This window comes from Rhizobium sp. ERR 942, from assembly GCF_007828395.1.
Taxonomy (GTDB): domain Bacteria; phylum Pseudomonadota; class Alphaproteobacteria; order Rhizobiales; family Rhizobiaceae; genus Rhizobium; species Rhizobium dioscoreae.
Window position 1 is genome coordinate 770,311 of sequence record NZ_VIUA01000002.1, and the last position, 17,117, is coordinate 787,427.

The following is a 17,117-nucleotide window of genomic DNA, read 5'->3' on the forward strand; positions in this document are numbered from 1 at the left end:
GAACAATCATGAAGCGTTCATTGATCTTTGCCGCCGCCCTTGCGGCGATTTCACTACCCGGCATCGGCGCGCAGGCCCAGGATGCCCCCGTGACCCTGACCTGGCAGATGTGGGGTCAGCCGAACGATGCCGAGCTCTGGCAGCAGCTGGCCGATCTCGTCAACAAGCAATATCCCGATATCAAGGTCAAGCTGCAGCTTTCGGGCTGGACGGACTACTGGACACGCCTGCCGGTTCTGGCAGCATCGGGTCAGGTCGCCGATATCGTCTCGATGCAATCGATGCGCCTGCCGAATTTCTCTTCGATCCTGACACCGCTCGATGATTACGTGAAAGGCAGCGACGTGAAGGTGGCTGATTTCGAGACATCGATCATGTCCGGTCTTTCGCAGGACCGCAAACTCTATGCGCTGCCCTACGATGTCGGCCCGTGGATGGTCTTCTACAATCGCGACAAGTTCGCAGCCGCCGGCTTGAAGGAGCCGGCCAAAGACTGGACATTCGACGACTTCAAGGCCGACGCCAAGGCACTAACCAAGGATGGAGTCTACGGCTATGGCACCCAGGCTTTTGATTTCATCGCCGGCCCCGTCGCGCTCGGTGCTGATTATTTCAACGCCGACAATGAATTCGACCTTACCAATGCCGGCTTTGTCGATGCGTTCAGCAAATACGCCGATCTCACCGCCAAGGACAAACTCTCGCCGGTCTTTGCCTCCGCGGCCGATGCTTCGGCCGCAAGCGGCCGCTTCGCTTCGGGCAATGTCGCTATGTATATCGACGGTCCTTGGTCATTGATTACCGGGCAGGCCAATGTCGATTTCAAGATCGGCATCGCACCGCTGCCGCGCGGCAGCGGCTCTTCGCGCTTCATTACGGCCGGCTCGGGCTGGGGTATCTCCGCCACCAGTCAGCACAAGGATGCCGCATTCAAGGCGCTGCAGGTGCTGACAGGCCCCAAGGCCGCTGAAATCCTTGGCGCGGCCGGACGCGCACTGCCGGCCCGGCTTGCACAGCAGACCACCTGGTATGACGGCGCTGCCAAGAATGTCAGCGGCACACGCGATACGCTTCAATATATATTTGCCCACACCACGCCGTTCCGCATCAACGAGAAATGGAACCAGTTCGAGAATCTGGTGATGCAATATGTGCCGCTCGCGCTGACGGGAGACTCGAAACCCGAAGGCGTATTGAGCGACATTCAGAGCCAGCTGCCATAGACCGGACGTCTCGTCGGCCTGCGGGCCGGGCTCATCGGCTCGACCGCAGCGCCATCGCCGGAAAGGAGAGGCCCATGATGCTGGGCAAGCATACCGACATGATCGCAAGACCAAGGCCACGCTCGCGCAAATGGTTCAGAGGCGAGGGATGGACGGCACTGTTCTTCCTGCTGCCGGGCCTGATCGGCATCGTCCTGTTTCTCGTCCTGCCGATCCTTGCCTCGATCGCGCTCAGCTTCACCAATTGGCAGCTGCTCGGTACGCCGCGTTTCGTCGGCATTTCCAACTATGTGCGCCTGTTTACGACCGACCCGCAATTCTGGACGGTCTTGCGCAACACCCTCTTCTTCACCGTCGAATATCTTGTACTGAACATCATCATCTCGCTCGGGCTGGCGACGTGGATTTCGAGCCTGAAGATCGGGCAGCGTTGGTTCCGGGTGATCTTCTTTCTCCCGACCTTCACCCCACTGATTGCGGTCGCCATGGTCTGGATGTTGATCTTCACCAGCGGCGGGCTTTTCGACAGTCTGATGGCCTCACTATCGCTGCCATTGTCGGGCGTGCTGAACGATCGCACACTTGCCATGCAGGCGGTCGTCCTCACCTCGATCTGGGCCGGCGTTGGCTACAATACCGTTCTCTTCAACGCCGCGCTCGACATGGTGCCGGCAAGTTACCTCGAAGCAGCCCGCATCGATGGCGCGACGGCCTGGGACCGCTTCTGGAAAATCCGGCTGCCGCTGATTTCGCCGACGCTGTTCTTCGGCACCGTCATGACGGCGATCACCTCGCTGCAGGTCTTCGACCAGATTTTCGTCATGACCAAGGGCGGGCCGGGATCGTCGACCGCGACGCTCGGCTATGCCATCTACCAACGCGGCTTTCAGAACTTCCAAATGGGCTACGCCTCTGCCATCGCCTGGGTGATGTTCGCGCTGATCATGGCGCTGACGGCCCTGCAATTCTGGTTCCAGCGCAAATGGGTGCATTATGACGCTTAAATCCGAAGCCAGAACACGCCGGAAGCTGGTGCTCGATGTCGTCAATCACCTGGCAATCACGCTTGTCGCCATCGCCTTTCTCTTTCCCTTCTTCTGGATGGTATCGAATGCAGTGCGCTCAAATGCCGAGGTGACGGCGATACCCCCACGTATCCTGCCCGATATCTTCGAATGGGGTAATTTTGCCGCCGCCTGGACTCAGCTGCCCTTTGGCCGCTTCTTTTTCAACAGCGCCATCATCGCGATCTGCGTGACAGCGATCACTGTCGTCGTCTCCTGCCTTTCCGGCTATGCCTTCGCGCGGCTGAAATTCAGGGCGCGCGAAACGCTGTTGCTCGGTTATATCGGCACGCTGATGGTGCCGCCGCTGATGCTCATCATTCCGCTGTTTCTGATCGTCAACAAGCTGGGTCTGGTCAACACCTTCCCCGGCGTGATCCTGCCGATCTCCTTCGGCACCTTCGGCGCATTCCTGATGCGGCAGTTCTTCCTCTCCATTCCCATGGAACTCGAGGAAGCCGCCAGGATCGACGGCGCGTCCCGCCTACGGATCCTCGTCAGCATTATCGTGCCGCTATCCATGCCAGCGATCGGGCTTCTGTCACTCTTCACCTTCATTGGACAATGGAACAACTTCCTCTGGCCGCTGATCGTCATGACGGGTGCCGACAATGCTACCCTGCCGGTCGGCCTCACCCTGTTCCAGACGCAGCAAGGTACGCAGTGGAACTATCTCATGGCGGGTGCGACGCTTTCCATGCTTCCGGGCATCTTCCTCGCGATCATCCTGCAGAAGCTCATCTACAACAGCATCGCCCTCAATGCGGGCATGGGCGGTCGCTGAAGCGCCCGCCGAATTTTGGGAGAGATATCCATGGCGAAACTGACCATTCGCAACGCCATCAAACGCTACGGCGCGCTTGAAGTGCTGCACGGCGTCTCCGTCGCCGCACAGGATGGAGAATTCGTGGTGCTTGTCGGACCCTCGGGTTGCGGCAAATCCACCCTGCTGCGGATGATCGCCGGGCTGGAAGGCATCAGCGACGGCGAGATCGAAATCGGTGACCGCATCGTCAACGATCTCGAACCCAATGAGCGCGATATCGCCATGGTGTTCCAGTCCTATGCGCTCTATCCGCACATGACCGTGCGCGACAACATGGCCTTTTCTCTGAAGCTCGCGCGCCGCAGCCGCCAGGAGATCGAGCAAAAGGTGAACGATGCCGCAGCGATCCTCGATCTCGCCGCCCTGCTCGATCGCTATCCCCGGCAATTGTCCGGTGGGCAGCGCCAGCGCGTGGCGATGGGGCGCGCCATCGTCCGCAACCCCGCCGTCTTCCTCTTCGACGAACCGCTGTCCAATCTCGACGCCAAGCTGCGCGTGCAGATGCGCACCGAGATCAAGACGCTGCACCAGCGGCTTGGCACCACCATGGTCTACGTGACGCACGACCAGATGGAGGCCATGACCATGGCCGACCGTATCGTCGTCATGCGCGGCGGCCATATCGAACAGATCGGCTCACCGCTTGAGATCTACGACGCGCCTGCCAACAGCTTCGTCGCCGGCTTTATCGGATCGCCGTCGATGAATTTTATCGACGGCCTCGTCACCGACTTAAACGGGACGTTGGGGCTGCAGGACGCGCAAGATCTGCATTGGCCGCTGCCGGAAAGCGCCCGCCGCCATCTCGGCCGATCCGTCCAGCTCGGCATTCGCCCGGAACATATTGCCGTCGATACGGATGGCGTGCAGGCCAAAGTCATTATCATCGAGCCGACAGGCTCGGACACGCATCTGCAATTGCAGGCCGGCGCGCAATCAATCGTCGCTGCCATCAGGGACCGTCCTTCGGTGTTTCCCGGCCAGCCAATCCAACTGAAGATCGATCCGGCAAAGACACATCTGTTCGATCCGTCGAATGGCCAGCGCTTGCATTGAGAATGCTTCTCAGCTTGTGACGGAAGCCCCCGCAGCAACCTCCTGATATCCACGATGGATTTAGACCGTCACATGGGGCACTGAAACCGGCTTGCGAATACCGGCCTGTTCGAGCAGCGGAAGAACCCGATCACGGAAATATGGGAATTCGGCATTGTAATCGACAAATGAAATGGTCGTTCCGCTGAAGCCCGCCTTGTGAAGGGCAAGAATACCCTCCACCACCTGCTCGGGCGTCCCGATGAGCGGGAAACCACCATGTCCGGCAGCCATCCGGTCCCGGATCAATGCCAGAAGGTCATGCGGAAAGGATTGCGCATGCGCGAATTGCAGGCGCACCAGATTGTCGACCGCCTCCCAATCCGCATTGTCCTTTCCGAAATGCTGCAGATAGTCTCGCGCTTCGCCTTCCGTCGGCCGGCAGACCACATGGGCAAAAGTGAGGACACCCAAATTGCGACCGGCGGCTTTGCCCTGCTGTTTCAACTCCGCGATTTCAGTCGTGGAACGGCTCAGATCTATGGCCGGAGTAAACAGAAAGTCTGCATTCCGCACGGCAAAGGAGCGGCCTTGGCCGGAACCTGCAGCGTTGAGGATAGGTGCGCGATGCCCGGGGCGAGGATCGCCAAGTACATTTCTGAGATGAAAGAATTGCCCATAATAGTCAAAGGCCCGATCTCGCTCCCATAGGCTTTTGACGATATCAAACCATTCCTCCGCATAGGCATAGCGGCTTTCATGATCGGCGGGCAGGTCAAGCCCCAACGCTTCGTATTCCGGCTGGTTCCAACCGGCAACTATGTTGAGGCCGATCCGTCCTCGGCTGATTTGATCGATCGTCGCGATTTGCTTGGCGACGACGACTGGATGGTTCGCGGCCGTGTGAATAGTGGCAAAGACGTTGATGTTGTTCGTGCTGGCGAGCAAGCTCGCCGCCCATGTCATGGTTTCCAGCACATTGCCGTGAAAATTGGTGTCGCCGCCATATCCGATCCATCGGGCGATCGGCAACATGAAATCGATACCTGCTTCATCCAGCTGCTGGGCCAATTTCAGATTGTTGTCCCAGGAATTGACCCAGCGTTCCGGCACTTTGGTAACGCTCATGCCGCTGGAGCAATTGCTGGCGAAGGTGCCGAGCAAAAATTGCCCTGCGGCGAACATGGAGTTCTCCGACATTTCGTTCCCTTTATTTTTTGATATAATTTACGATAGAAATTTTATTTGAAACTTGAAGCTTGTCAACTCTCGCCGTCTTGGCGTCACCCCAATATCCCGCAAAGGAAGCATATGAGCACCGAAACCGAAGACCAGAAGGGCCATCCACGCGGCTTGGATCGAAGCTGGCATCTGGCGCAAACACCGCTGCAAGTGGACCTGACCGAATTGGAATTTGCCCTCATGCGCGCGTTCGAGGCCTTCGGACGCTGGCAAACCGAGTGTCTGGCTTCGGTCATTGGACTGGCAGCAAGCGGCCCTGAGAATGCCATGCTCCATATAATTCGCATGCATGATAGGCCTAAATCCATCAAGGATCTCGCGCGCCTGTCCAATCGAGAAGACATCCCGAACATGCAGTACAGCTTGAGAAAGCTGGTCGGTGCAGGACTGGTAGAACGAAAGGGCAGCGGCCGTTCGGGGGTGACATATTCGGTGACAGAAAAAGGTCGAGACGTCACAGATGAATACGCCGCAGTGCGCTCGGCCCTTCTGGTAAAAGCTGTGCAAGGCGTCCCGAACATGGGCCGCCGTTTGGAGGAAGCGTCCAGCACATTGGACTTGATGACCGGGATTTATGAGCACGTGGCCAGAAGCGCAGCGACGCATCGCCGTTTTACGGACGACTAGACTTTCTTAGGCGCGCAGCGCGGCAGCCGGGCTGGAGCGTAGCGCGCTGAACGCCGGCACGATGGAGATGATCGCGGCAACGGCTGCAAAGCCTCCGACAAACCAGAGATCATCGAAAGAGAAACCGACGGGCAGGCGCACGGCGGTCGCTGCCGCCAGCCTGACGGAGATAACCAGCGCTGCCGCGTAGCCGAGGGCGATACCGAGCAGGATGCCGGCGGCGAACAGGACGAAGAGCTCGCCCCAGACGAGCGTGATGATCGAGCGGACCGGTGTTCCAAGCGCCCGCAAGGCGCCGATCTGCCGGCGCCGCGAGCCGACATGCATGACGGTGACCAGCACGATCGCGGCAATCACGATCGCCTGGGTCCCAAATGCGATCGCCAGCAGCAGGCTGCGGGCATCGCCGAGCGTTGCATAGAGCCTGGTCAGCACCTCAGCCGGGAAAATGCCGAGTGTCGTACCCGTGCGGTATTCCTGCCGCAGGCGATAAGCATCGGCAATCGTCTTCGGCTTGACCAGAACGGCCGGAACGCCGGGCGTCTGCACGTCGAAATGCTCGTCGAGCGGCGCATTGGCATCAACATGACCGTGCTCATGGTCGTGGCCTTCTTCGCGCCCGTCGTCATGCTGATGCGGCTCGGCTGCGCCATGCATATTGGCTTCGTCGTCATCATCGTCGTGATGGTCCGCGCCATGCATTCCGTGCAACTGCCAGACGGCACGGATCGGCACCAGGATGGCGCGATCCCAGGCTGTTCCCGTCGGCGCCATGCGGCCGGTGATCTTATAGGCGATGGCCGTATGGGTTTCGCCGCCGGTCTCGGCCGTGCCATGCATTGGTTTGACTTCCGCGCCGGTCGACAAGGCGACATCCGAGCCAACAACCGCTTCGCCGAGACGCGCGAACATCACCCCCTGCGAGAGCGACGGCGAGAGGGACGAAATGAGGCCCGTGGTCGTGCCGACAATCGGATGTCCGTAGGCGGAATCGCCGAAGCCGACCGGTGCCGCCAGTTCGACACGCGGATCACTGGCAAGGCGAGACAGAACGGCACCCTCCATCAGCGGCAATGGCGCCGGCTGTAGGAAAACGGCGGAAAGCGCCAGCTGCGTTTCACTGCCGGCAGCCCCCACGAGCAAATCGAATTTTTCCGCGGCGCGCGCGCTGCCGAGCCGGACAGCCCGCTCCTGCAGAGTCACCGTCACGCTCAGCGCGACCGAAAGGGCAATCAGCACCACAACGGCCAGCGCGCCGCTCCAGAAACGTCTGAGGTCAGCAAGAATGAAGGTGATCATCGAGCGGCCACCTCTTGGCTGTCTTCTTCGATGCGACCGTTTGCTAGATTGATGCGACGACCGAGGCGCTCGGCGAGTGCGACGTCATGCGTGACCACGACAAGCGTCGTCCCCTCCTCGGCCGAAAGCTGCAGCAAAAGCTCCGCGACATCACTACCCGCCTGACGATCGAGGCTGGCGGTCGGCTCGTCGGCAACGATGACGCCGGGACGCGACAGCAGTGCGCGGGCAACGGCAACACGCTGCATCTCGCCGCGTGACAAGGTTTCGATCTTCTGCTGCGGTCGGGCGATACCGGTGACAGACAGCAGATAAAGTGCGCGTTCCCGTTCCTTGGCCACAAGGCGCCGCGCCAGCTTGATCGGCAGCACGACATTCTCGAAGGCGGACAGGCCGGGAAAGAGATGAAAATCCTGCATGATAAGGCCGATATTGCGGGCGCGGAACGCATCGCGCCGGCCGGACGACAGGCGTGTGATCTCCGTGCCGCTCCAGGATATGCTGCCATTACCGACATCTTCCAAGCCGGTAATGGCGTTGACGAACGTGCTTTTGCCGGAGCCTGAAGCACCGGTGATCGCAAGCCTGCCGCCCGCCGGCAGATGGAAGCGGTCGATGGCGAGAACCGGCGCGGCCAGGCCGGGAAACTGCATTTCAAGACCGGAGATATCGAGCGCAAGCATGTGTTCAGACGGTCCTGAACGATGCGTCGCGGAGACGCAGCTGGCTGATGAATCCGGTTTCCGGATCGGTCCACGAGCCGAATTCCAGCACGCCCCGCGCCGTAATCGGCGCGTTGTACTGCACGAATGTCTGCTTGGAAGAGAGATAGACGACCATGATGTTGTCGGGCCAATCGGCATCGGAAGAGCAGAACGGGCAGAGCGACATCGGGATTTCAGTGAGCACGAAGAAAGCGGCCTCGGCCTTCAATGGCGGCGCCATGAAGCCATTGATGGCGACTTCCCTGCCGCTCAGCTGCTTCACCTTGTCGGAAAATTCGAGCCCGAGTGGGCCGAAGCTCTTATAGAGTTCGCCGAAGCCCAATGTCTCGGCGGCATTCGCACGTGCAGCAATGCCCATGACCGGCAAAATCGCGGCAGCGGCCAAGAAGCCCCGACGATTGATGGTGGCGATCCTGTCCCCGGACATCGCATATCCTCATGAAAGGTGAACAGACAGGCGGCCTCGAAGCCGCCTGTCATGGTCATACGATCTGTAACAACTTACATCTTTTCGGAGCCGAACGCGAAGGTATCGGCCAGCACACGGTAGACGTCGCTCTGTTCCATGTAGCCACGGAAGCCTTCGGCGCCGGGACCAGCCGCCTGCAGCACGACATCATCGACGGCGTGGACACCGCTGTCCTCGTCCCGCGGAATGTTGCCCTGCACGAAGACGGCACCGGGCACGTCCTTGTAGGCTTCATTGGCGACGTACTCCTTCTTCTCGTTCTGAACGGCCGGCACGAAAGGACCATCGAGCTTCGGGCGGAAGGTCTCGTAGTGGTCCGGACCGTTGTTGGCGGCCATGAACAAGCGACGCGAAACGTCGACGCGATCCGGATAGCCGTCGCCATCCTTGTCCTCATAGTTCGGGAAGCCGGCAGCCGCATAGGTGCCGACCTTCTCGCGCATCTCGGTGCCCTTCTTTTCGTCATCGACGGTGCCGATGATCGAAACGCCATGCGTGTGGTCGCCGGTGACGACAACAAGCGTATCCGGATTCTTGGCCTGAAACTCGCGGGCGACGGCAACGGCCTTGTCGAACTCGATGGTTTCGACCAGAGCGCGATCCCAGTCGAGCGGATGGCTCATCTTGTCGATGGAAGCACCTTCCACCACCAGGAAGAAGCCTTCCGGGTTCTTGGCAAGCTTATCGAGCGCGACCTTGGTCATGTCGACCAAGCCCGGCTGGTTCGGGAACTTGTCGACGGTGCCTTTCTTCAGGAATTCACGATCGAGCGTGACGTCAAGGTTGCCGGTGTGGAAGAGGCCGAGCAGCTTGTCCTGGTTGGAGCCTGCAGCCGTCGCCAGTTCGTTCTTGTCGGTGGCAACCGCGTAGCCGGCATTCTTGAAGAGCGCGATATAGTCCTTGTCGTCCTTGCGTTTGGAGCCAGGAACGCTCTTCGCCAGGAAATAGGCCGAGCCGCCGCCGAGCAGGACATCCGGCTTGACGTCGTACATCATGCCGACGATCTCCGCCTTGTCGCCGCGCTTGCGGGTATGGGAAACGAGCGCTGCCGGCGTCGCATCTTCGACTTCGGCCGTGGTGACGATGCCGAGCGACTTCTTGCCGGTGCGGCGCAACGCCTCGCCGATCGTTTCGACCTTCGGGTCGTCCAGGCTTGCCGGCGTACGGTCGGCGTAGACGCCGAGGGCGTTGACGGCCGACTTGTGGCCGGTCATGTAGGCCGACATGGTGTTGGCGCTGTCGGTGGCAATCGCAGAGGTCGAGGAGGTGCCGATGAAGGCGACCGGCGGGATATCGTCCATGGCAAGACGGCCATTGGCCTTTCCTTCGGTCATGCCCTTGGACATGATGCGGGCGCCGGTTCGGTGTGCAACAGAGAGGCCGTCGCCGAGCAGGAAGATGATGTTCTTGGCCTTCGGCGTGGCCGACGTGCCATAGACATCCCAGTTGACGGACTTCTTCTCATCGCCGGCCGAAATCTCGACCTTGTACTGGCCGGGCTTTGCGAGCTTGATGCCGCGCAGGATCAGGGCCGATCCGAGTACCTTGTCTTCAGCGCCCTTCTCTTCTGCGACGAAATCAGCCGCCTTGCCGAAAACCGCGTCGTAGCTTTCGCCGTTGACCGTGACCTTCACGTCTTCCGGCTTGACGACCTTGTTGAATTCCACCTTGAAATCGAACGGAGAGCCGGCAAGTACCGTTGCCCGGTCCAACGGATAGACTGTCGCTGCATGGGCTGCGCCGGACATCAAGGCCGCAGACATCATGGCGAGAAGAAGTTTACGCATTTATACCCCCTGCGTTTGGTTGCTTCCCGCTCCCCACTTATAAAAGCCAGATGACAATCACGTAAAATGGAGTCAACTTTCTCAACCGCTAATTCCAAAACGACGATCGGTAAGTAAGATTGATTGTGTGTGCCGCATCTAAAATGCCAGCCGAACGTACGGACCTTCTTTCCAATTCGACACAATCCGCGCAACCTTCGTCATGCAAGCTAAGCCGACATTCATGATGTCAAACTTGCCATCCTCATAAGATAAGCGAATACTACACACGCTTCGTGAGGATTCTCAGAGTTTTGCGCAATGGATGAACAGCTCGACAAATTGGATCTGCGTCTGCTGGAGGAGCTTCAGAAAGACGGCAGACTGACGAACAACGAGCTCGGCGAGCGCATTGCGCTTTCGCCGTCGCAATGCTCGAGGCGACGCACGAGGCTGGAGGCAGAAGGCTATATTCGCAGCTACCAGGCCAATCTCGACCGGCAGAAGCTGGGGCTGGACATGCTCGTCGTCATCTCGGTGACGCTTGCCACCCACAACAGGGATAATGCCCGCCGGTTTTCGCAGCTCATCAACGGTCTGCCGGAGGTGCTGGAAGCCTATGCGCTGACAGGAGAAATGGACTATCACCTGAAGGTCGCCACCCGCGGGCTTACCGATCTCTCCCGTTTCGTCAACGACGTGCTGCTTCCGCATGAATCGGTCCAGCATGTGAAGACGGCAATCGTCCTCGATACTCTCAAGACCTTCGAAGGATTTCCGATCGCCCTGCCGCAAGGCTGACATGGCGCCGACGCTCGATGATCGTTGTCGCGCGGCCGTATCCTACCGGGCATCAGGGGCAAGTTTTGAGGGCTTGCTTTCGGCGCATGCAGCCTTTCCAATCACGCCAAAGACAATATCCTTGGCGAGGACAGGCTTGCATGACCGGCACGGACGTACAGACGCGGCATTTCGAAGAATTTGCCGAAGTTCTGCTCAGATGTAATCATCTATACCATCCCAGCAACGATTCCATTGCCTTGCGCAATGCTGTCGAAAGCAGGCGCCAGATCGAGATATTCGACTATAGTCGTTCCGCCGATGCCTTCACGCGTGCGTTCGGAATGCGAAATTCACTGAAGTGCCTGCAGGTACTTACCAGCCTCGAAGCAACGGTCCACAAATATAGAAGGGTATGCGATCTCGGCTGCGGCTCAGGCGCCTTCAGCCTTGCCTTTGCCTATCTTGCCGGAAATCCCGAGCTCGAGGTTTACGGGCTGGACATATCCGAACATCAGCTCGCTCTCGCCAGGGAGCTGATGTCAGCGGCTGGCCTGCCGGGACGTTTCCAGTTCGAGCAACGAAGCCTGCCGGCGCAGATCGGCTACCTTCCCGACCTGACGATCTCCTCTTACTGGTTTTGTGAAAATGAGCATGTGATCGATGATCCGCTGCTGTTCGACCTTGTGGCCGGACAGGAGATATTGATCGTCGATTATGAAACGATCATCGGCCGCATCGCGACCTGTCTTCCGAAGGGATTCCATATTCTCGCGCGGCATACCGCCCAGGTCGAAATTCCTCCCGCCCTGGCTGATTTCGTCGCGCAGGAAAGGGCAAGCGTTTACGGCATCCATATCGGTCGGACCAACATTTAGACGCTACGTGACATTGCCGTCTTTGCAAAATGCACGCGAACCCTTGAAACGCCAACGTCGACTTCCCAGCTATTGGCCAACCCGCTGGTCCGGGCCCCTCTGGTGAGAGCCGTCGGCGCTCTTGCGATGTCGGACCTTTCCGACACCGCGCCGACAGGGGTTTTCCGACATGGAAACGTCTTTGCTCTTCGTGGAGTGGCTGGGAAAGCCGCTCTGGATGTGGGTAAGCTTCCTTGCGCTCGTCATCGCCATTCTCTCTTTCGATCTCGGTGTGCTGCATAAGGAAAACAAGGAGATCGGCGTCGGCGAGAGCATCAAACTCTCCGTTCTCTACATCACGCTCGGCCTCGCTTTCGGCGGCTGGGTATGGTGGTATCTCGGTGCCGATTCCGGCCTGGCCTACATGACGGGCTTCGTCGTGGAAAAAACGCTGGCTCTCGACAACGTCTTCGTCATTGCCCTCATCTTCGCCTTCTTCGCCGTGCCTCGCCTCTATCAGCACCGCGTGCTCTTCTGGGGTATTCTCGGCGTCATCGTGCTGCGCGCGATCATGATCGGCGTCGGCGCGACGCTTGTGGCCGAGTTCTCCTGGCTGCTCTATGTTTTCGCCGCCTTCCTCATCATCACCGGCATCAAGATGCTGGTCGTGAAGGATACCGAACCAGATGTGTCGAAGAACCCGCTGGTACGCTTCATGCGCGGCCGCTTCAACGTCACCGACCACCATCATGGCGAGCGCTTCTTCGTCAAGCAGCCGCATCCGCAGAACGGAAAAATGGTCTGGTTCATCACGCCGCTTTTCATGGCGCTCGTGCTGATCGAAGTCGCCGACGTCATCTTTGCCGTGGATTCGGTTCCTGCGATCTTCGCGATCACCACCGATCCGTTCATCGTCTATACGTCGAATATTTTCGCGATCCTTGGCCTGCGTGCCCTCTATTTCGCGCTTGCCGCCATGATCCACCGCTTCCGATACCTGAAGCCCGCGCTCGCCGTCGTGCTCGTCTTCATCGGTTCGAAGATCTTCGTCGCCGATATGCTGGGTCTCGAAAAATTCCCGGCCGCCCTCTCGCTCGGCATCACCTTCGCGATCATTGCAAGCGGCGTCGGCTGGAGCCTGCTGAAGACGCGCGACAAGGCTGAAAGCGCCTGACGCCATGAGGTGCCCCGCTTGGGGCACTTCCCTCCCCGCTTCAAACAGATTTCCGACAAGGTACAGACATGATCTCCAATCTCCTCGCAGCCCTGTTTGCAACTTTCGCCCTTGGTCCGCTTCAAGCCGAAATCGAGCGGCATGCCGCTGCCGCCGGCCAGCCTGTCGGGATCATCAGGCAATCGCAGGCATGTCTCTCGTCGGAGGTCCCGGCGCTGGCGCAACGCGCCTCCGAAGACACTTTCTGGACGATTTCCACCGTCATCGGCCTGTCGACCGGCTGGAGCAGCCCTGCCGATCTGCTCGACAAAAGCAATCCGGACTGCGCGCCCGTCATCAGGCTTATCCAGGGAAAGGGCGAAGGTGTCGATGAAGCCTGACGCTTTGTGCAATCAAGAAATTCCGGTGACCTCATCTGGTGATGTCCGATGACAGAACAGACTGCCGATACGACTGGGCATGATGACAGGGCATCCACTCGCCTGCACCATCTTGCCAGGCTCGCCCATGAGCAGGACGGCATCTCCATCGGCGAGGTGCTCAGCGGCCTTGGGCACACGGGCATGGCCTTTACCATCCTCTTTCTCTCGCTGCCGGCACTGATCCCGATCCCAGGACCGTTCGGCATCGTCTTCGGAAGCGCTCTTGCTCTGGTGGCGGTGCAGATCGCACTGGGCCGCCGGACGATATGGCTACCAGCCTTTCTCAACCGACGCCGGCTTTCGCCGGCAGTCGTGGAACTCATCGTACGCTACAGCGCGCCGATCCTCGCCAGGGTCGAAACCGTCGTTCGTCCGGGTCGTCTGGCCGCTTTCACGGGCGGCACCATGCAATGGCTGCTGTCTTTTCCGATCTTCCTGCTGGCCGTCGCCATTGTCCTTCCGATCCCGCTCGGCAACTATATGCCGGTCGTTGCCCTCGTGGCGATCTCAGTCGCCCTGATGGCACGGGACGGATTGCTGATCCTGGCGGCGCTGTTCGTCTCAGCACTGGCCTTCATCGCCACGGCCGGTCTCATTCAGTTGGCTTTCACCAGCCTGAATGCAATCGGATCGTAAGCACCTTATTCAGTAAGGAAGACAGCGGATGATTTTGCGGCCAGTTGCCGCGCTTGTCCGCAACAGTCTTTTCGGGTCTTGCCAATAGTGGCAAGCCTGCCATCTATGCCAGCGGCGCATTTCTCAGCCATTAGGTTCCGGCCTGTAAAATCATCAGTGCAGAGGATTTCATCGCATGCCATCAAAGCCCCCGTCATTCGTCCGCATGATTGCCCTCGGCAGCTCCGTCGCCATCGCGCTTGGGGCGCACACGGCGACGGCGCAGGAAATGCCGGCTGCCTCTCAGTGGCCCGACACGCCGACCTCGCGTCTGGAAGCACTGGCAATCCTGCAGACCCTGAATGCCGATCTCCTCAGCAATGCCAGTGCCACGCTGACGCTCGATCGCTGGTGTGCTGCGCATAAGCTTGCACCGGAAGGCTCGAAAATCGTTGCGCAGCGCGTGCGCGGTCAGGACAAGCCGGCCGATGATTCAATCCGGAAGCTGCTGGCGGTCGGACCTGACGAGCCTGTCGCCTATCGTCGCGTTCGCCTGGCTTGCGGGGATCGTATTCTGTCCGAGGCGGACAATTGGTACGTGCCGGCAAAGCTCACAGCCGAAATGAACAAGTCGCTCGATACGAGCGACATCGCATTCGGCCGTGCCGTTCAGGCTCTCAATTTCACCCGCACGAACCTGTCGGCAAAGCTCCTTTGGTCGCCTCTCCCGCAAGGATGGGAAACCGGCGCCGATCTGCCGCCATCCGGGAGCGGGTCTCTCGCCTTGCCTTCCTTTCTTCTCGAACACCATGCCGTGCTGAAGCTGCCGGATGGAACACCGTTCAGCGCACTGATCGAAAGCTATACCAGCCGGGTGCTGGACTTTCCCGCTCCCCATCTGCCATCGCGATAGGTTCGATCCCGCGCAAAAGCAAACTAGTCGCCGCTCACTAATGCGCAAACCTTTCTCGGCCTTCCATTGAAAGAAGCTCCTTCCGAGCAGTTTGAAACATTGAAGTAAGGTTTCCTTCGGCCACGATGTAGTAGCTTCATCGGCAATATAGGGTGGCGTGATGGTAGTTTTGGACAATGGTTTTTTCTCAAGCTTCGACTGCAGTCATCGGATGGGCGCGATATTTCTGAGCACCTTTCTGATGCAAGCGGCGGTTGTTGCAAGCTTCACCGCACATGTACGCAGGCCGAACCGCTATGGACCTCCAGTAGAAATACTCGACGAAGGCCCGCTCTTCACCCGCCGGCGGATTATAGTCTGGAGCGTGTGGGCAATGATCTTCACTCTGGTTTCGAGAACGTCCGCCCTTCTGCGAACGGTTACTGCGGTTTTGCTGGATTCAACATCGATCATCGAAACGAGTTGCATCGGGCCTTTCCAGAGCGAATATAGGCTCGATCGCACCAAGCTGAACGTCATTTTTGGCCACGATCCGGACTGGCTCGTCAAACGTCCGCTGGAAACAGGCTATCTAGCGATCACGCAAAGCGAGATGCCGCGGCCGATATTCATTCATTTGAACGGTCGTCCTGGCGCGAAGGAACTTATCGAGCTGGCACCAGAGGCAATGGCCGACTATGCCCGCTATCGACTGAGCCATGGAGCTCGTTAGGATTCTTTACCTTTAGCGTAATATCGCAGGCTTGAACAACCGTCCCTCCGGCAAGCCCAGGGCCTTTCATATGCACAACCCTGCCCGAACTCCGCCATATTTGCGCCGCGATCGCTGAAGAAGGCTGGCGCGAACAGGTGGAGTATATCAACGGCAGGCAACAATTCTCTGTGGCTGCCGCGATTTCCGGCATCTGTTAGGATCTCGTTCAGCAAAGCAGCGCACAAGTATGAGTTCTGGATCTAAGCGTTTGGCAGGCGAGCTTGTGGGGCAGGCAGGCTGTCAACATTGCTTTTGACGGCAGCAGCGAATGCCGACCCAGAATATTTGATAGGAGAACTAATTCCGTGCGGTTGAGATATGCCCTTCGAAGCGTCCCCCAGATGCTCAGCCTTTGCTCCCTCGCCCTCGTCATTCCCGCAACATCGCAATCCCTGGCAGCCACCCGGCAGCCGGACATTCCGGCCTGGCTCGGAGCTTATGTCGGTACCGGCGACGGGCAGATCGCTCAACCAGTCCTGCAAAGGGCCCGCGCGCTCTACATCCGAAAGGTGAGCGAAGGCACGGTCAAAAATCCCTGCTATTTCGCCATGGACGCAACTCGTCCGAACACTCCAAATGACGGCAAGTCCGCGGGCCGCTTCTACATCGTTTGCGAGGCGACACAGACGTTCCGTGTCGTTTCATCCGGCCACGGCAGCGGCCGCGATCTCAAGGGCGTAGCTGATTTCGGCAACGGCCGCATGTGCGCCAAGAACTTCGGCAATGCGATGGACTCGAACCTGACGACGGGCGGTTCCTATGTGACGGAGGAGACGAAGACGACCTTCAAGGGCTACTACAAGCTCTCACAAACCAAGGAAGCTGCCTATCTTCGCACGTTCCTCCAGTTCGATGGCGAAGGCGAGACCGCGAATGCTCGCGAAAGGACGATCGGCGGACATGCGGCCGCCAAGGTTGCGGGCATCTGCATGAAGAAGGATCCGCAGAGCCCCTATGCCAACCGGGACGGATATGTTCCGCTCGGAAAGCTGGTGGAATATGCCGGCGGCCGTAGCGACGGCTGCACCAGCTGGGCAGCCTCGGATGCCAATCAGATCATTTCCATGGTGAAGGACAATCCGACGACGCTCTACATCTATCCGGAGTCCTCGGACATCAAGGCGATCGCCAAAGCCGTTGCGGCGGGGCGCTCTCCGGCCCAATCCGGATTGTACTGGAACGACTCCTGCTTGAAGGAGATCGGCACGCCTAAGTTCTGGCCGAAGGAAACGCTCGAACCGATCATCGTGCAATACAAGAAGGACCATCCGGCACCGCCTGCCAAGCCGATCCCGATCTGCGACCAGCCGTGACGGTGGCCGAGAG

General features: G+C 59.1%; 18 protein-coding genes. 13 read left to right on the forward strand and 5 right to left on the reverse strand.

Annotation, left to right across the window (positions count from 1 at the left end; translation table 11 throughout):
• Positions 1–8: 8 nt before the first annotated feature.
• The 4 genes from FBZ97_RS10380 (at position 9) to ugpC (ending at position 4,169) form a co-directional block, all read left to right on the forward strand.
• A complete protein-coding gene (locus FBZ97_RS10380; protein WP_145319106.1) occupies positions 9–1,223 on the forward strand; it encodes a sugar ABC transporter substrate-binding protein in 1,215 nt (404 codons plus the stop codon).
• A gap of 77 nt (positions 1,224–1,300) precedes the next feature.
• On the forward strand, positions 1,301–2,227 hold the full coding sequence (locus FBZ97_RS10385) for a sugar ABC transporter permease (RefSeq protein ID WP_113329808.1): 927 nt from the start codon (positions 1,301–1,303) through the stop codon (positions 2,225–2,227).
• Complete coding sequence (locus tag FBZ97_RS10390) at positions 2,217–3,071, forward strand: carbohydrate ABC transporter permease (protein ID WP_113329513.1); 855 nt, start codon at positions 2,217–2,219, stop codon at positions 3,069–3,071. The genes FBZ97_RS10385 and FBZ97_RS10390 overlap by 11 nt, the downstream gene beginning before the upstream one ends.
• Before the next feature lie 30 nt (positions 3,072–3,101).
• Positions 3,102–4,169, forward strand: coding sequence for a sn-glycerol-3-phosphate ABC transporter ATP-binding protein UgpC (ugpC, locus tag FBZ97_RS10395; protein WP_145319109.1), 1,068 nt, complete (start codon positions 3,102–3,104; stop codon positions 4,167–4,169).
• Positions 4,170–4,229: 60 nt separating this feature from the next.
• On the opposite strand, the gene FBZ97_RS10400 is transcribed toward ugpC, so the two are convergent.
• Positions 4,230–5,333, reverse strand: coding sequence for an LLM class flavin-dependent oxidoreductase (locus FBZ97_RS10400; protein ID WP_246661730.1), 1,104 nt, complete (start codon positions 5,331–5,333; stop codon positions 4,230–4,232).
• Between the two features lie 126 nt (positions 5,334–5,459).
• On the opposite strand from FBZ97_RS10400, the gene FBZ97_RS10405 reads away from it, so the two are divergent.
• On the forward strand, positions 5,460–6,017 hold the full coding sequence (locus FBZ97_RS10405; protein WP_113329510.1) for a winged helix DNA-binding protein: 558 nt from the start codon (positions 5,460–5,462) through the stop codon (positions 6,015–6,017).
• A gap of 6 nt (positions 6,018–6,023) precedes the next feature.
• Here the strand turns inward: FBZ97_RS10405 and FBZ97_RS10410 are convergent, their stop codons facing one another.
• From FBZ97_RS10410 to FBZ97_RS10425, 4 genes are all read right to left on the reverse strand, one after another.
• Positions 6,024–7,316, reverse strand: a complete 1,293-nt coding sequence (locus FBZ97_RS10410) for an ABC transporter permease (RefSeq protein ID WP_145319114.1) — start codon at positions 7,314–7,316, stop codon at positions 6,024–6,026.
• Positions 7,313–7,999, reverse strand: coding sequence for an ATP-binding cassette domain-containing protein (locus tag FBZ97_RS10415; RefSeq protein ID WP_145319117.1), 687 nt, complete (start codon positions 7,997–7,999; stop codon positions 7,313–7,315). Before FBZ97_RS10415 ends, FBZ97_RS10410 begins: the two co-directional genes overlap by 4 nt.
• Positions 8,000–8,003: 4 nt before the next feature.
• The gene (locus FBZ97_RS10420; protein WP_113350711.1) at positions 8,004–8,468 is read right to left on the reverse strand and encodes a hypothetical protein; all 465 of its coding nucleotides are present in this window, start codon (positions 8,466–8,468) and stop codon (positions 8,004–8,006) included.
• A gap of 74 nt (positions 8,469–8,542) precedes the next feature.
• Positions 8,543–10,297: an alkaline phosphatase gene (locus FBZ97_RS10425; RefSeq protein WP_145319120.1), complete on the reverse strand. Its 1,755-nt coding sequence runs from the start codon at positions 10,295–10,297 to the stop codon at positions 8,543–8,545.
• A 300-nt stretch (positions 10,298–10,597) separates the two neighbouring features.
• On the opposite strand from FBZ97_RS10425, the gene FBZ97_RS10430 reads away from it, so the two are divergent.
• From FBZ97_RS10430 to FBZ97_RS10465, 8 genes are all read left to right on the forward strand, one after another.
• Positions 10,598–11,077 carry an Lrp/AsnC family transcriptional regulator gene (locus FBZ97_RS10430; protein ID WP_069610199.1) on the forward strand — a complete coding sequence of 160 codons (480 nt, stop codon included), beginning with the start codon at positions 10,598–10,600 and terminating at the stop codon, positions 11,075–11,077.
• A 140-nt stretch (positions 11,078–11,217) separates the two neighbouring features.
• Positions 11,218–11,934, forward strand: coding sequence for a methyltransferase domain-containing protein (locus tag FBZ97_RS10435; protein ID WP_145319123.1), 717 nt, complete (start codon positions 11,218–11,220; stop codon positions 11,932–11,934).
• 169 nt (positions 11,935–12,103) lie between these two features.
• Positions 12,104–13,087, forward strand: a complete 984-nt coding sequence (locus FBZ97_RS10440; protein ID WP_145319126.1) for a TerC family protein — start codon at positions 12,104–12,106, stop codon at positions 13,085–13,087.
• A gap of 68 nt (positions 13,088–13,155) precedes the next feature.
• On the forward strand, positions 13,156–13,467 hold the full coding sequence (locus FBZ97_RS10445) for a hypothetical protein (RefSeq protein ID WP_113350716.1): 312 nt from the start codon (positions 13,156–13,158) through the stop codon (positions 13,465–13,467).
• A 48-nt stretch (positions 13,468–13,515) separates the two neighbouring features.
• Positions 13,516–14,145: an exopolysaccharide biosynthesis protein gene (locus tag FBZ97_RS10450; RefSeq protein ID WP_145319129.1), complete on the forward strand. Its 630-nt coding sequence runs from the start codon at positions 13,516–13,518 to the stop codon at positions 14,143–14,145.
• 175 nt (positions 14,146–14,320) lie between these two features.
• Complete coding sequence (locus FBZ97_RS10455; RefSeq protein WP_145319131.1) at positions 14,321–15,037, forward strand: hypothetical protein; 717 nt, start codon at positions 14,321–14,323, stop codon at positions 15,035–15,037.
• A gap of 160 nt (positions 15,038–15,197) precedes the next feature.
• Positions 15,198–15,749 (forward strand): hypothetical protein, encoded by a 552-nt coding sequence (locus FBZ97_RS10460; RefSeq protein WP_145319134.1) that lies wholly within the window; start codon positions 15,198–15,200, stop codon positions 15,747–15,749.
• A gap of 347 nt (positions 15,750–16,096) precedes the next feature.
• A complete protein-coding gene (locus tag FBZ97_RS10465; protein WP_145319137.1) occupies positions 16,097–17,104 on the forward strand; it encodes a hypothetical protein in 1,008 nt (335 codons plus the stop codon).
• The last annotated feature ends 13 nt before the right edge of the window (positions 17,105–17,117 follow it).

What these genes read in the sequence shown, in the direction of transcription:
- FBZ97_RS10385 (WP_113329808.1), top strand. Translation starts at nt 1,301, where the DNA reads ATGCTGGGCAAGCATACCGACATGATCGCAAGACCAAGGCCACGCTCG.
- FBZ97_RS10460 (WP_145319134.1), top strand. Translation starts at nt 15,198, where the DNA reads ATGGTAGTTTTGGACAATGGTTTTTTCTCAAGCTTCGACTGCAGTCAT.
- FBZ97_RS10440 (WP_145319126.1), top strand. Translation starts at nt 12,104, where the DNA reads ATGGAAACGTCTTTGCTCTTCGTGGAGTGGCTGGGAAAGCCGCTCTGG.
- FBZ97_RS10380 (WP_145319106.1), top strand. Translation starts at nt 9, where the DNA reads ATGAAGCGTTCATTGATCTTTGCCGCCGCCCTTGCGGCGATTTCACTA.
- FBZ97_RS10420 (WP_113350711.1), bottom strand. Translation starts at nt 8,468, where the DNA reads ATGTCCGGGGACAGGATCGCCACCATCAATCGTCGGGGCTTCTTGGCC.
- FBZ97_RS10415 (WP_145319117.1), bottom strand. Translation starts at nt 7,999, where the DNA reads ATGCTTGCGCTCGATATCTCCGGTCTTGAAATGCAGTTTCCCGGCCTG.
- FBZ97_RS10405 (WP_113329510.1), top strand. Translation starts at nt 5,460, where the DNA reads ATGAGCACCGAAACCGAAGACCAGAAGGGCCATCCACGCGGCTTGGAT.
- FBZ97_RS10435 (WP_145319123.1), top strand. Translation starts at nt 11,218, where the DNA reads ATGACCGGCACGGACGTACAGACGCGGCATTTCGAAGAATTTGCCGAA.
- ugpC (WP_145319109.1), top strand. Translation starts at nt 3,102, where the DNA reads ATGGCGAAACTGACCATTCGCAACGCCATCAAACGCTACGGCGCGCTT.
- FBZ97_RS10410 (WP_145319114.1), bottom strand. Translation starts at nt 7,316, where the DNA reads ATGATCACCTTCATTCTTGCTGACCTCAGACGTTTCTGGAGCGGCGCG.
- FBZ97_RS10400 (WP_246661730.1), bottom strand. Translation starts at nt 5,333, where the DNA reads ATGTTCGCCGCAGGGCAATTTTTGCTCGGCACCTTCGCCAGCAATTGC.
- FBZ97_RS10450 (WP_145319129.1), top strand. Translation starts at nt 13,516, where the DNA reads ATGACAGAACAGACTGCCGATACGACTGGGCATGATGACAGGGCATCC.
- FBZ97_RS10455 (WP_145319131.1), top strand. Translation starts at nt 14,321, where the DNA reads ATGCCATCAAAGCCCCCGTCATTCGTCCGCATGATTGCCCTCGGCAGC.
- FBZ97_RS10445 (WP_113350716.1), top strand. Translation starts at nt 13,156, where the DNA reads ATGATCTCCAATCTCCTCGCAGCCCTGTTTGCAACTTTCGCCCTTGGT.
- FBZ97_RS10430 (WP_069610199.1), top strand. Translation starts at nt 10,598, where the DNA reads ATGGATGAACAGCTCGACAAATTGGATCTGCGTCTGCTGGAGGAGCTT.
- FBZ97_RS10390 (WP_113329513.1), top strand. Translation starts at nt 2,217, where the DNA reads ATGACGCTTAAATCCGAAGCCAGAACACGCCGGAAGCTGGTGCTCGAT.
- FBZ97_RS10425 (WP_145319120.1), bottom strand. Translation starts at nt 10,297, where the DNA reads ATGCGTAAACTTCTTCTCGCCATGATGTCTGCGGCCTTGATGTCCGGC.